We start from the raw sequence: 14,236 nt of genomic DNA, 5'->3' as shown, positions 1-14,236 counted from the left end.
GGGCACTTGATGACGCGCCCCTCGCGGTGAATCTAACTGGCTCACGCCGTTTCCGGATTAGTTAGCCCGTCGTTTCTCCAAACATCGCCATCCGCCAAACTCCGCCAAATTATGGCAGTCCGAAGTCTTTGTAGTAATCTCGCGCGTATGACAATCAGGCATGCACAGCACGGCACAGGCGGTGATAGCAGCGGGGCGGGGTTTCTTGCCTGGCTCGAAGAGAACAATCGGCGTTTTCCCGACAAAATATTTATTGAAAGCATCGATCAAGGAAAATCGATTAGCCATGGCGCGATGTATCATGTGTCCCGCCAAATCGCTCAATTTCTGGCCGCGCGAAATATCATGGCCAATGACCGGGTGGCGCTTTTAGCCGGGAATTCGCTTGAGCATCTCGCGGTGTATTTTGGTGTGCTGGCCTATGGCGCCACCATTTGCACCATCAATATCGAAATGAACCGCGCCCATTTCAGCGATATCCTCGCCGCCGTCGACGCACGCCTGCTACTCTTTGAAGACGGCCTTGATATTGCCAGCCTTGTCGAACAGAATTCCGGTGAATGGCAAGCGCTCGGCGATTGGCGTGCGGCCGGCGGTAGCGGCTTCTTCGCCGAAATCGCGGGATGTTCGGGTGACGGTGATATCCCGCCCGTCAACTTACCTTCGGATGTGGCTTCGATTTTCTACACATCCGGAACCGAGGCCGCACCCAAAGGCATCGTTTGCAGCTACGCGGAGCTGATCGCCAATGTCGTGCCCACGGCGACTGCGTTTGGCCTGACGGCGGAAGATCGGGTACTTGATTTCCGCTCCTATAACTGGGTGTCGGCGCAGGTGCTGAGCGCTCTCGGACCGCTATGCCAAGGCGCCACGCTTCTTCTCGCACGCAAATTTTCACAAAGCCGGTATTTTGATTGGCTCCGTGACTACGGCGCCACTATCGCCGCCGGCAATCCCACAACTATCAACATGCTCAACAACCGCCCCCATGCTGTGACGGCTAAAGATCTGCCGAACCTACGCTATATTTTTTCCAGTTCTGCGCCGCTCCTACGCAAGGATTGGACCGCCTTCGAAGAGCGATACCGCATTCCCATCGCCCAGGGCTTCGGCGCGAGCGAGATGATGTGGATCGCAGGAAGCGACGAACACAGCCGTCGTTTTGGCAGTGTGGGCAAGCCGCTCGCCTATCAAAATCTGAAGATCGTCGATGCCAACGGCGCCAACCTACTCGAGGGCGAGACCGGCGCCGTAGAGGTCGGGCGCGGAGAAAACGCGGAATATCTCTATCTCACGCCCGGCGGCAAGATTGAGACTCATGCCAAGGGCCGCATCCGCACGGGCGACCTCGGCCATCTCGATAGTGATGGTTATCTCTATCTCACCGGACGCAGCAAGGAAGTCATTATCCGCGGCGGCGTCAATATTTCGCCAGTCGAGATTAACAATACCGTGATGGAAATGCCGGGCATTGCTGAAGCCGCAGCAATTGGCGTGCCCGACGATATTCATGGAGAGGCCGTTGTCGTCTTCGCCGTGCGGCTCCCCGGTGCCGAACTCTCGACCGAGGAAATATTGGATCATTGCCGCGCCAAGCTAGCTCCAGCCAAGTTGCCACGCGAGATCATCTTTCGCGAATCTCTGCCCAAGACGGCGCGCGGTAAGATGGATCGCCGCGCGTTGACCGAGATCTGGCAGGCGGAGCGCTAGCTCAACTCCATCGCCGCCCTGTGATAATATTGACATCATCGAATCCCGCGCCGACTGACAGCCTGCGCGCATCGTCAAATCGGGAGGATGGTTGTGGAGGTGGGCGGGCGTACATCAACCCAAACGTCGGGAGATACATCCGTCGAGGCTAATATTCAGGAATTAGGATTTTTTAAAAATCTTGATTTTGCTTACGGCCGCCTGTGACTTGGTTCACTCGAATTTGAATTCACAATTTTTTTGAGCCAATATATGGGTAGGTTCGACTCACATCATTTGATGGGTCCTACGCTACTTATGAGGTTGGCCAAATGGATTTTCGCCTGATTCGCCGTCTCGTCGGCGAGAAGCTGAGGGACCGATCTACATATGTCGTCGCCCTAGTCGTCGGCACCTTGATCAATCTTTATGGTCAACTTCTGGTGCCGTGGCTGCGGGGTCTTGGCAACCCGTTCGATTTGCTGGCGGTGGAATTCAGTGACCGCTTGGGCCTGGCTATATTGTCGATTTTTCTTGCTTACGCTTTTCCGGTTTGCGTCGGTATCTATTCCTCTGTCGCCACGCGCTATAAGACGCGGCGTTTCGAATCCGTGGCGGATTTCCCCGACCGCAAGCCCGATCCGGTATTCCGCGTGGCGCGCGACGGCAAAATTGTCGAGCTCGGTGCGGCGACGCGTGAACTGTTCGAAATTTACGATGTCGTCATGGCGCAGCAAATTCTCGGCGAAAAGATATGGTCAGAAATCATCGTCATGGACGGGCCGGGCAATAGCGGCATGGTCTTTTTCGCGGCCGAAGGCGCCTCTTATATCGTCTCGCATGCGCCCACCAATGACGATCAGATCAACGTCTATCTGACGCGCCTGCCGGCATAGGCCTGCGCCGGCGATGCGCTACTCCGGTTCAGGCAGCCGCCGTTCGATTTCTTCCTGAATTCGTTTTAGTTCCTCTATCGCTTCCCGGATGTTGCGACTATCCTCAATATTGACCTCGACATGCTCGCCGACATGCTTCATCGACATGCCGGGTGCGTCTGCGCCCTTGAGGTTGTCGAGGCGATATACCGGAACTGGCCGAATGAACCCTTTCGGGGTGATTTCGCTGACATACGTGCAATCCGCAACATCGCCGATGAGCAGACGGGTGGATTCTGAAATATAAATGGTGTCTGGCTCAGCCGCCGCTTCCAGCCGGGCGGCTAGGTTCACCGGACTGCCGAGAACGGTGTATTCGAGCCGGTGGTCCGAGCCGAAATTGCCCACCGTGCAAAAGCCAGAATTGATCCCCATGCGCACACGGAGCGGCTTGGAAATTCCCTGAGCCTGATAGATCTTTTGCAACTCGACCATCCGCTCGCGCATACGAACCGCCATCTCAACGCATTTGATGGCGTCTTTCTGGTCGCCCTCGGTCTCGGGGTCGCCGAAAAATATCAGGATGGCATCGCCTATAAATTTGTCGATGGTGCCGCCGAATTCGATGGCGATGTTGGACATTTCGCTGAGATAACTGTTGATCAGATAGGCTAGTTTTTCAGGTTCCATACCGTCGCTGATAGCGGTAAAGCCCTCGATATCCGAGAAAAAGATGGTGAGGCTTTTGCGCGCGAAACTCTCTTTAGTGCCGGAGGAATCAGCAAATATTGAGCTGTAGATTTGCGGCGAGAGATATTTGGCCAAGCGATTGGCCAGGGTTTCCAGCTCGCGGGTTTTCTCGGCGATGATCTCGCTGTCGCGAAGTTTTTCTTCCAGCAGCTTCTCACGTTCTTTCCTGAGCTCGAACTCCGCCGTGCGGTCGACAAACTGCCCCTGGACGCCGTTGAGATAGGAAAAATTATTGTCCGTCGTGCGTGTTGAAAGCAGCGAAAAAACGCGCTCCTCGCCATCGATCACGAGCAATATCTGCGGAATGAGGACGCGGCCATCAACCTCAAGTTTATCCGAGAAGGAGCGGATATCCTCGGATGCCACCCCGAGCTGTTCGAGAACGTCGGGGAAATAGGCGTTCGAAACATTTCCGAGCACCGGAAAAAAAGACCGGAAATTCTTATTCACTTTGAGAATGCGTAAACCCGGGTCGGCGAAATACGCCGCGGTGATGGCATTGCTGAAATTGAAGAAACTGAGATCGATCATGTTGCCACGATCGAAAAACTCCTCAATCTGCATCGGCTCTCCTTCTTCTTACCTTGGCCTTGGCAAGGCCCCCATCCGGTAACGGATCAGGAGTTTAAAAGGGCTGGGCTGGGAAGTCTATTCAAGGAAAAAATGAAGGAATTCAAGTAGTTTCGAAGTGCGACATGAAGTTTTCATCGTCAACATGCCGTTGTCGCTTATGGAACAAATCAGCGCCGCAAAGTTCGCTTGCAGTAATTAAGGTTAAGTAATTAAAAATATAGTATCGTGTGCAACAATACTATTTTTAATATAAACACGTGATTGACATCACTTAATACAGTATTAAAAAAATATATATTCTCAGTGCAACGCTGAATTATACAAATTTCCTGAACCGCACGGAGGCAACGATGATGACCATGACAGCACCCGGTTTGAATGAAATGATCTTGGCTTGCGAAGAAGGTTTGGCGCGTGTGCTGGCGGAATATAGTCCGGACACCGGTGGGCTGAGCATGTGTGACGCCTGCGGCGACGAATTGGTTGCCAACTACATTCCGCTTGGTTTGAGCAACGGTGCTGGAGAGCCAGTATGGGTCCATATCGGGCCGTGCCACCAGCAGTTTGTTGACAATCGCCGCTTGGCGGCGGAACGCAACCTTGGCTTCGGTGATTGAACAATTGGCGAGTGCGTCGCCGGATCGCTAACCCGTTGCCGCGATCACGTATTTTGAATTAAACGGTGGTTAGAAAACTCTGCCCATTCGTAGGGGCGGGGTCATGATTCGCCGATATGTATTTCATCCTCGCGGGCAATCTCACCCGTCGAGTGATGCATCGCGCGTTTCATACCCACTTGATCGTAGAGTTTGATCGCTTCGCGGTATTCCCTTTCTTCCGAAGATATCTGGAAGATATGCCAGAGTAGCCACAGGGCCACGAGGACGACCACCATCAGCCATTCCAAGCCCACGCCGGGATACAACGGCCCAATATCTTGCGGGTTGCTGTAAGAATTTAATCCTGTAGACATTGTGTCCTCCCTTAGTCCTTGGCGTAGGTGCGTTCGATGGATTCGAACTCGGTTTCCTGGGGTGCATTATAAGGATAGGCATCTCCCAGATCGTGCGTATCCAGACCCGCCAGTTCCACTTTCTCGGGAACGCGCAGCATATTGAATGCTTTGAGCACGCGGGCAAGGATGTAGCAGGGTATAAATCCGAGCACCCAGAACATGATGATTGCGCCGATGAAGTTGCCGAGCGGGTTGATCATCGGTTTGCCTTCATCGGTATTGAACATACCGATTGAGACTTCGCGCGCACTGTAATCGCCGTACATCGGGTCGGCTGCTGGATAACCCCATAGCATGAAGCCGGCCGCGACCACGCCGAAGAAACCGGCATAGCCATGTACCGCGATGGCGCCCACGGCATCGTCGATCTTGAAGCGCTTTTCAACCCAATGATGAATGATGTACATGAAGACAACGCCGACGCCGCCGATCACAAAAGCCTGAATCGGATGGTAAAGGTCGTTGCCCGCCGAAGCCGCGATAATGCCGCCCAGGCCGCCCGAATAAGTCCAGAAGGGATTGCCTTTGCTGACCAAATAGGCAGACATCAGGCCGCCCGAGAAGGACAATAGGAAATTCAAGGTAATGCCGGACAACGTCGTCGGCATTAGATAAATGTTGGTCGCTGAGAAGAACGAACCATCGCCGCTAAGATCCAGGATCGGGGCATTGCAGGCCGCGTAGAAGCCCCAGAACCCAGTGAATATAAGGAACAGCCCAACTGTCACCAGCCAGGGATTATGTGGCTTGATCGTGCGGACCTCGCCGTTCGGCCCAAACTTACCGATGCGCGGGCCGAGTACCAAGACGATAGCGAGCGCCGAGCCGCCGGCGATCGCGTGGACGACACCGGACGCATAGGCATCGTGATAGCCCAAAATCTGCACCATCCAGCCGCCCGGATGCCAGCCCCATGCGGCATCGAGAATCCAGGTGACGGAGCCGATGAGGACGGCAAAGATGAGGAAAGCGCTGGTCTTGATACGCTCGATCACCGCGCCGGAGACAATTGACGCCGTGGTCCAGGAGAACAGAAGGAAGGCAGCCCAGAACACGCCAAATAAATGATCCTGCATGTTCGGGCCCATTTCTGCGGCCCACGGCAGAGCCCAGGGCGCGTCTGAAAACCCGCCGGAAGCGAATGGCACATTGGGGAGAGCGAAATAGATCCACCAGCCGAAGAGATAGAATGTCACCGTTACCAGCGGTATCAACATGGTGTTCTTCATCAAGGTATGAAGAACATTCTTCCGCCGGGATGCGCCGACCTCGTAGGTGCAGAACCCAGCGTGAATCAGAAACATCAAAACCACCGTGATCCAGTAATAGGTCTCGGTGAAAATGGTTGTTAAGGCTGTTACCGGATCGCCCATTGGAACCTCCCCTAGTCAAAACCCCCAGCGCACGACTTCGCGATTTTCGCTATATAATTTTATCAAACCTTATTCGCGCTGGGGGAATAGTGCGTTCCATTATTTTTGATGTCCAGAATTTATTTCTCAGTGATCGAGCGCGTCGGCGCTAAAATATAATTTGTCCGGACCAATATTTTTCTTAACCAGCCTACCAAATAGGACATGAGCACTATTCGTGATGCCGTCACGTATTCAAAGTTGCCGGTATACGCGATCCTCCGCCGCGATTGCCTGGCTGATCGCATAGTTTTAATGATGACGTCATGGTGCTGGGAATTAGGAAATAAAAATGGATTGCAGTAAATGCGGGGCGGCGAATAAGGCCGGGCGTCGCTTTTGCGCGAAATGCGGTGAGCCGCTTGAACGCAACTGTGCTGCGTGCGGTTTTGCAAACGAGGCGGCGGACGAGTTTTGCGGCGGGTGCGGCGCCGCCTTAAACGCTCCTACCACAGCCTCAGATTTCATGCCGTCTGCCGCCGAACCTCTGCCTGCTGCGGACCCTGCGCCCGTGGCAGGGGAGCGCCGCCAGGTGACGGTTCTGTTCGCGGATCTCGCCGGTTTTACAAAATTCAGCAGCGAACGGGATCCTGAAGAAACCCACCGCATTCTCAGTCGCTTTTTCGAAACCGTGGACGGCATTGTCGATTCCTTCGGCGGCTCCATTGACAAACATATGGGCGATTCCGTCATGGCACTTTTTGGCGCGCCGATTGCCCATGGCAACGATCCTGAGAGGGCGGTTGGCGCGGCGCTCGCCATCCATGACGCAATGGCCGGCTTGAGCGGCGAGATGAATTTGACGCTCAGGGTTCATGCCGGCGTCGCCAGCGGCCAGGTCATGGCAAGCGGCCTGGGCAGTCAAAGCCACAGTGAATATACCGTGCTTGGCGATTCGGTAAATTTAGCGTCGCGGCTGATGGGCCTCGCTGGCGAGGGCGAAACCGTGATCTCTCCAGCAGTGCAAAGCGCCTTGCCGCGCGGCGCCGCGCTTGAGGATCTCGGTGAAACGGAAGTGCGCGGTCTTGAACAACCAGTGCGATTGTGGCGCGCCCTCAGTTTGGCCGGCGACAATTTACCCGGCGAAGCGCTGCCCTTCGTCGGTCGCCGAGCGGAACTCAGGCAATTTCACGGCGTGCTCGAATCCTTGGCCGAAAGTGGCACGGGGCAGGTGGTGTACCTGCGTGGCGAAGGCGGCATCGGTAAAAGCCGCTTGGTCGACCAGTTTGCTGCCGTGGCGGCGGACCACGGCTTCAGTAGGTATCGCGGTCTTATTCTAGATTTTGGAGTGGGCAGGGGGCGAGAGCCAATCGCCGATCTAATTAGCGAATTATTGGATCTGTCGAGTGAGGCCGACGGCGAGGCGCGAACTGCCGCAGTCGAACAAGCAATTGCTGGAGGATTGGTTGATGCTGGCGAGCGCATCTTTCTCTATGACCTTTTGAACATTCCGCAGAGCGCCGAAATGCGGGTGATCTTTGACGCCATGGAAAATGAGAACCGCAACCTCCGCAAGCAGGAATGCGTTGCCGCCCTGTTTGCTGGTGCTGCACGGACGCGGCCGCTTTTGCTCATCGTCGAGGACGTGCATTGGGCGCATGGCCGGACGATCGACCATCTCGCGAGTCTGGCACGCCTCGCTGGTGAGCGTCCCATTATTCTGCTGATGAGCTCGCGCATCGAGGGCGACCCGCTGGACTCGATATGGCGCTACAGCGCCGGAGCATCGCCCTTTACGACCATCGATCTCATGCCGTTTCGCACCGAAGAGGCAATGCAGATCGCCGAGGGATTTACAGATGTCACCGAGGCTTTCGCCAAACAATGCGTCGCCCGGGCCGAAGGCAATCCATTGTTTCTCGACCAGCTTCTCAGGAGCACTATCGGCCGCGATCATGAGACGGTGCCCGGTTCCGTGCAGAGCATCGTTCTGGCGCGCGTCGATCTGCTCTCGCCGGAGGACAAGCGAGCGCTCCAGGCCGCGACGGTACTCGGCCAGCTATTTTCACTGGATGTCCTGCGCCGTCTGCTCAAGATGCCGAGTTACGATTGCGCGGCACTGGTGAAAAACCATCTGGTGCGTGCCGCTGGAGAGGATTTTATCTTTGCGCATGCGCTCATCTGGGAGAGCGTCTATGCATCTCTTCTCCATTCGCATCGGAGCGAACTTCACCTGGTTGCCGCCGAATGGTTTACCGCACGCGATCTTAGTCTTCACGCCGAGCATCTTGGCCGTGCTGGAGATGACCGCGCACCCGCCGCTTATCTCGAAGCGGCGCGCGTGAAAAGCCGGCGCTTCCATTTTGAGAGTGCCTTGGAGCTGGTGCAAAGCGGCCTCGCCCTAGCAGGCGCAGCGGCTGAAAGCCATGCGCTGCTGATGCTGAAGGGCGAATGCACTCGATAAATGGGACATGCCGGCGAGTCTACTGCTATCTACAGAGCCGCACTAGACGCCGCGCAGGATGGGCCGGCGCGTTGCCGCGCCTTAATCGGCCTGGCGGCGGGAATGCGCGTCACCGATGATTTCGACGGCGCATTTGAGGCGCTCGATCAAGCGCAAGCCATCGCTGAATCCGAAGCGCTGAATTTGGAACGCTCGCAAGTGCATTACTATCGCGGTAATTTGTATTTTCCTCTTGGCGAGATTGAGGGCTGCTTGAAGGAGCATGAACAGGCGCTTGCCCACGCCCAGCTCGCGGCTTCTCCCGAGGATGAGGCGCGCGCTCTAAGCGGCCTCGGCGATGCTTTCTATTCGAGTGGGCGTATGATCACCGCGCTCGATTATTTTCGCCGCTGCATCGATCTTTGCCATCAACATGGCTATGGCCGCATCGCCGTCGGCAATCAATACATGGTGGCCTGGGGTCGGTTTTATCTCAATGATGTCTCCGGCGCTCTGGCAGATGCCCTGGACGCCATCGCATCTGCCGAGCGCATTGGCCACCAACGTGCCGAAATGGTGGCCCGCCTGACGGCCGGGCGCGTGCTGGTGGAAAGCGGCGATGTTGCCGCCGCTGAGCCACACATCCGGCGCGGTCTGGAATTGGCTGAATCGCTCGGCGCCAGCCGGTTCAAGCCGTTTCAGCTGATCTATATCGCGCGCATCCGCCATGCCCGCGGCGCGCCGGCCGATGAGAGCGTTGACTTGATGCACCAAGCTTTGGAATTGGCGCACCAAACTGGTGCCGGATTCCTCGCCGCTTGGGTGCTCGGCACATTGGCCTTGGTCAGCAATGATGCCGAAGAAGCCGCGGTCGCGCTACGCGACGGCGAGGCACTATTGGCAAAAGGATGTGTCGGCCACAATTACTATGCCTTCTACCGTAGCGCCATCGAGGTCGCGCTCCGGCGCGAAGATTGGCACGAGGTGGATCGCTATGCTGACGCTCTAATGGCTTATGCCTCTGAGGAGCCGTTGCCGTGGTCCGAATTTCTTAGCGCGCGTGGTCATGCCCTGGCCGCTTATGGCCGCGGCGAGCATGGCGAGGAGATCGTGCGCGAACTCGCGCGCTTGCGAGACGGCGCGCGGCAAGCCGGACTTCTGGCACCCTTGACCGCAATTCAACAGGCGCTCGATGGGCTCAGCGAGCATAGCGGATATTGAGAAAATTTGCTGCGAATACTAGCGCCGCGCCCCCCAGTACCCAGGGATTGAGCTCTTCGCCATAGAAGAAAAATCCGACGGCAACGATCAGCGGCAGGCGTAGGAAATCAAGCGGCACCACCAGCATGGCATCGCCGTGTTGGAAGGCGCGCGCCATGCAGTAATGCGCGCACAGGCCGCTTAATCCTACCGCGACGATCCACGGCCACAACGAGGAACTTGGCCAAATCCACCCGTCAACGGAAAAGGCGAGGGAAAGGGGAAGTTGCACGACGGTCATATAGACCAGGATGGTGAGCGGCGATTCCGTGTCCGTCAGGCTTTTCACCATCGTGTAGGAAGCGGCGTAGGCGACGGCCGCGCCGAGCACAGCGAAGGCGGCGGGATGGATTGCTTCGACACCTGGCCGAGTGATCAACAAAATGCCGCCAAAGCCGAGCGCGATAGCCACGAGACGTGGCGCCGTCAATCGTTCTTTGAGGAACAGGAAGGCGAGCACCGCGGTCCAAATCGGCGTCGTGAATTCGAGTGCAAAGACTTCCGCTAGGGAAATCACTCCAACGGCGTAAAACCAGCCATATTGCCCGGCGAAATTGAACAGGTTGCGCCAAATTTGTGCGCCCAGACGTTTCGTCCGGACGTGGCCCCAGCCCTGAAAAAATAGCAACGGGAGGATGGCAACGCCAGCCGACAGGCTGCGCCAGAATAGGGTTTGGAAGGTGCTTAACTCGCCGCTCAATTCGCGCCCGCAGACGCCCATCAGGGCAAAAGAAAGCACCGTGCCGCCCATCCACAAAGCGGCTTTGACCGGCGGCGGTAGGGCGCGAAGCGCTGCGCTTATCATGGGTTTTTCAGAAAAACTGCGCGCCGAGGCGCGGGAACAGTCCCGCGAGCCGCCGAAGGCTCAACTCAAAGGATCGTAATACGTCTGATATTAGCTTCAACTTTTCGATGTTCGGGAAAGCTAAGACCGCTAAGCTGGTTAAATATCTAAGGCCGCAGATATTGAGGCTGCGGCAATAGCGTGAAATTCTGCCGTCAGGCCGCCGAGATGCCCGCGCCTGAGCGCCATTCGGTAGTTTGCTTGCATTTAGGGCAGATTCGCTCGCCGGTCCATTCGCTAAGGAATTTCTCTCCGCATTTCAGACAGTTACGTTTCTTGTTCTGGTATTCGCGGGACGGCTTCGGCTTCCTGTGATAGGACGGGGGCATATATTTTCTCTTATTTGATCGTATGAGAGTGGTTCATGCGGCCGGACATCAAAATCGGGCCGGAATGGTTATATACAGACTCTTGAGAAAAATATCAGCCAATGAATCGAAATTTTTGCAATAAAAACAAAATTAATTCGCGGTAGGCCCTTCTCAGCGCCTGGATAAAGGGCTATTTGAGGCGTCAGAGCTCTTCATTAACCGGGAATGGCCAGCATGACTCAGACATTCGACATAAATATTGATTGCGGCGAGAGTTTTGGCAATTGGGTCATGGGTGCGGACGAAGCGCTTATGCCCTATGTCACGACCGCCAATCTGGCCTGCGGGTTCCATGCTGGTGATCCGATGATCATGGTCGAGACGGTGCGCCTAGCCCGGCAACATGGGGTTGCTGTTGGCGCCCATCCTGGCCTGCCGGATCTGCGCGGTTTTGGGCGCCGCGCGATGGCGCTTTCGCCGGACGAAATCTATGCTGATACGCTCTATCAGGCGGGCGCCCTGCGGGCCATTTTGCTCGCGCACGGCATGGAATTACACCACGTCAAGCCGCATGGCGCGCTGTATTCGATGTTAAGTGTCAGTGAACCGCTCAGTGAAGCATTTGCTCGCGCCGTGATCGAGGTTTGCCCGCAGCCGATGATTTATTTTCCCGCGCCAGCCGAGAAACACGCCGTGACGCGCATCGCCGCTGACATGGGGATCGACGTGGTGACCGAGCTTTATTTCGATCTGTCCTATGACGATGACGGCGGACTTATCCTCAAACGCGCCAACGATGGTGCTGACTTGGCCGATACAAAAAAGCGTCTCGCCCGTTTTCTAGAGCGCGGCGAAGTCCTCAGTGTGAACGGCAACGCGGTCCCGATGACCGCGCGCAGCATTTGTTTGCATGGCGATGGTCCCAACGCGGTAGATTTGGCGCGCACCATTGCCGACGGGCTGGCGGCAGCCAAGTTTGAGCTTTCGCCGCTCGTCCCGGCGCCCGCCAAGACCGGCCAAGCGGCACAATAGGGTGCACCGGCCCAGCCAGGTCGCCATCGTTTGACCGTCCCGGCGGATGACGCCACGGTCGTTTTGTCGCGGGCTTCGCGCCGGCGCAATGTGTTGTTGTTGGCGCTTTGCCAAGCTTTTTTTATGACCTCGACGTCGGCGATCGTGACCTCGGCCGCGCTGATTGGCCACAATCTTTCAGACGATAAGGCGCTGGCGACCTTGCCACTCGCCATGCAATTCGTCGCGGTGATGGTGGTAACAGCGCCGGCCTCGTTTCTTATGAAGCGCATCGGACGACGTGACGGCTTTACGGTTGGTCTATGTATTGGCCTGGTGGGTGTCGCCCTTGCAGTCATCGCCATCCGAGATTCCGATTTCGTACTTTTTTGCGCTGCGAGCTTGCTTGTCGGCGCGTTTAACGGATTTGGCCAATATTACCGGTTTGCCGCCGCCGACACAGCGGAAGAAGCCTTCAAAAGCCGCGCCATCTCCCTTGTGATGGCGGGCGGCGTGATCGCATCCGTCGGCCCGTTGCTGGCTAATTATTCAAAGGATTTGCTTCCTGACGATGTCTTCGCCGGAGTCTATGTCATGGTCGCGGTTCTCTATGTCGCCAGCCTGCTGACCCTGCGCTTTATCGTTATTCCCCGCCCCACCGCGGCAGAACGCGCCAGCGGTGGGCGACCACTTCACATAATCATGCGCCAGCCGGTATTCATCGTCGCGGCCCTGGGCGGCATGGTCGGCTATATGTTGATGTCGCTCCTGATGTCCGCCACGCCGCTTGCCATGCTTGGCGCCGGGCACGGATTTTTTGACACGGCGCAAGTTATCCAGTGGCACGTCTTCGCCATGTTCGCGCCGGCTTTCTTCACCGGCCATTTGATCCGGCGGTTCGGCACAACCAGCATCATGAGCGCCGGCGCCGTGCTGATCGCTGCCTGCGTCGTAATCAATTTGGCGGGTGTCGATCTCGCTTATTTTTGGGTCGGCGGCATGGCGCTTGGTGTCGGCTGGTGTTTTTTGTTTGTTGGCGCCACGACGCTTGTCACCGAAGCCTATAGCCCTGCCGAAAAAGCCAAAACCCAGGCAGCCAACGATTTTTTGGTTTTTGGCACGGTGGCGTGCGCCGCCCTACTATCGGGTGTGCTGCATGAATGGATCGGGTGGCATGTGATGAATTATATCGCCCTGCCTTTCCTTGGCGTGGTCCTGATCGCCCTCTTTACGATGCTGCATGTGCGCCGCCGCGGCGCGGCCCTGGCGGATTGATTCACAACCATGCTAATTAGGCCGACAGCATTCACGGTTGGCGTGTAGGGAGAGAAGGGCCATGAATTCCGGAGCTAAAGTCGCTCTTGTCACCGGCGCCGGTAGCGGCATCGGCAAGTACGCCGCGTTAGCGCTGCTTGGCGAGGGGTATTCACTGGTGCTTGCTGGGCGCCGCCTGACGCGCCTCGAGGAGACTTTGGCGGCGGCCGGCGCTGATGCGGCGCGAGCACTGGCGGTGGAAACCGATGTCGGAGACCCAAAGTCGGTCGCGGCGCTGTTCGCTGCCGCCAAGGAGCGCTTTGGCCGCCTTGATCTGCTGTTCAACAATGCCGGCACCGGCGCGCCCGGCATCGGCCTCGAGGAATTGACCCCTGAACAATGGCAGACCGTGGTCAACGCCAACCTCAGCGGCGCTTTTTATTGCACTCAAGAAGCCTTCCGCATGATGAAGAGCCAACAGCCGATGGGCGGGCGAATCATCAATAACGGCTCGGTATCAGCCACCACACCTCGGCCCAACTCAGCGCCCTACACGGCCACCAAACACGCCATCACCGGCCTCACAAAATGCACTTCGTTGGACGGGCGCAAATACGATATCGCCTGCGGTCAGATCGACATTGGCAATGCCTCGACGGAGATGACCCAGCGCATGTCGCAGGGCGTGCCACAGGCGAACGGCGAAATTGCCAACGAGCCGGTAATGGATGTCGATAACGTCTCGCGCGCCATTTTGTATATGGCCAGCCTGCCGCTCGACGCCAACGTTCAGTTTCTCACTGTCATGGCTACCAAGATGCCTTTTGTCGGCAGAGGCTAGATAGAGGTTAGGCAGAGA

The 14,236-nt window shown here is 56.7% G+C and carries 12 protein-coding genes; 8 read left to right on the top strand and 4 right to left on the bottom strand.

Translation table 11 applies throughout. From position 1 onward, the window contains the following. The first annotated feature begins 147 nt into the window (after positions 1-147). Positions 148-1,710, top strand: a complete 1,563-nt coding sequence (locus O3A94_13595) for a class I adenylate-forming enzyme family protein (GenBank protein ID MDA1357285.1) — start codon at positions 148-150, stop codon at positions 1,708-1,710. 311 nt (positions 1,711-2,021) lie between these two features. Continuing rightward, positions 2,022-2,585 (top strand): hypothetical protein, encoded by a 564-nt coding sequence (locus O3A94_13590; GenBank protein ID MDA1357284.1) that lies wholly within the window; start codon positions 2,022-2,024, stop codon positions 2,583-2,585. Between the two features lie 18 nt (positions 2,586-2,603). On the opposite strand, the gene O3A94_13585 is transcribed toward O3A94_13590, so the two are convergent. Further along, positions 2,604-3,878 carry an adenylate/guanylate cyclase domain-containing protein gene (locus O3A94_13585; protein MDA1357283.1) on the bottom strand — a complete coding sequence of 425 codons (1,275 nt, stop codon included), beginning with the start codon at positions 3,876-3,878 and terminating at the stop codon, positions 2,604-2,606. Between the two features lie 359 nt (positions 3,879-4,237). On the opposite strand from O3A94_13585, the gene O3A94_13580 reads away from it, so the two are divergent. After that, complete coding sequence (locus O3A94_13580) at positions 4,238-4,504, top strand: hypothetical protein (protein MDA1357282.1); 267 nt, start codon at positions 4,238-4,240, stop codon at positions 4,502-4,504. 101 nt (positions 4,505-4,605) lie between these two features. Here the strand turns inward: O3A94_13580 and O3A94_13575 are convergent, their stop codons facing one another. Beyond that, the gene (locus O3A94_13575; GenBank protein MDA1357281.1) at positions 4,606-4,860 is read right to left on the bottom strand and encodes a hypothetical protein; all 255 of its coding nucleotides are present in this window, start codon (positions 4,858-4,860) and stop codon (positions 4,606-4,608) included. Positions 4,861-4,871: 11 nt separating this feature from the next. After that, on the bottom strand, positions 4,872-6,275 hold the full coding sequence (locus tag O3A94_13570) for an ammonium transporter (protein ID MDA1357280.1): 1,404 nt from the start codon (positions 6,273-6,275) through the stop codon (positions 4,872-4,874). 571 nt (positions 6,276-6,846) lie between these two features. Between O3A94_13570 and O3A94_13565 the strand changes: the two genes are divergently transcribed. Continuing rightward, positions 6,847-8,718, top strand: coding sequence for an AAA family ATPase (locus O3A94_13565; GenBank protein ID MDA1357279.1), 1,872 nt, complete (start codon positions 6,847-6,849; stop codon positions 8,716-8,718). Next, positions 8,719-9,918, top strand: coding sequence for a tetratricopeptide repeat protein (locus O3A94_13560; protein MDA1357278.1), 1,200 nt, complete (start codon positions 8,719-8,721; stop codon positions 9,916-9,918). Here the strand turns inward: O3A94_13560 and O3A94_13555 are convergent. After that, positions 9,896-10,762 (bottom strand): DMT family transporter, encoded by an 867-nt coding sequence (locus tag O3A94_13555; protein ID MDA1357277.1) that lies wholly within the window; start codon positions 10,760-10,762, stop codon positions 9,896-9,898. The two genes, O3A94_13560 and O3A94_13555, sit on opposite strands and share 23 nt — an antisense overlap. Positions 10,763-11,346: 584 nt before the next feature. Here O3A94_13555 and O3A94_13550 point away from each other — a divergent pair. The 3 genes from O3A94_13550 to O3A94_13540 all read left to right on the top strand — a co-directional run bounded on the left by O3A94_13550 (position 11,347) and on the right by O3A94_13540 (position 14,218). Beyond that, the gene (locus O3A94_13550; protein ID MDA1357276.1) at positions 11,347-12,144 is read left to right on the top strand and encodes a LamB/YcsF family protein; all 798 of its coding nucleotides are present in this window, start codon (positions 11,347-11,349) and stop codon (positions 12,142-12,144) included. A 90-nt stretch (positions 12,145-12,234) separates the two neighbouring features. Continuing rightward, positions 12,235-13,398, top strand: a complete 1,164-nt coding sequence (locus O3A94_13545; protein MDA1357275.1) for an MFS transporter — start codon at positions 12,235-12,237, stop codon at positions 13,396-13,398. Positions 13,399-13,459: 61 nt separating this feature from the next. Then, a complete protein-coding gene (locus O3A94_13540) occupies positions 13,460-14,218 on the top strand; it encodes an SDR family NAD(P)-dependent oxidoreductase (protein MDA1357274.1) in 759 nt (252 codons plus the stop codon). The last annotated feature ends 18 nt before the right edge of the window (positions 14,219-14,236 follow it).

The organism is Pseudomonadota bacterium (assembly GCA_027624955.1).
Classification (GTDB): Bacteria; Pseudomonadota; Alphaproteobacteria; order UBA828; family UBA828; genus PTKB01.
Note: the sequence above shows the minus strand (reverse complement) of the source record. Positions and strands in the feature narration are given on the sequence as shown.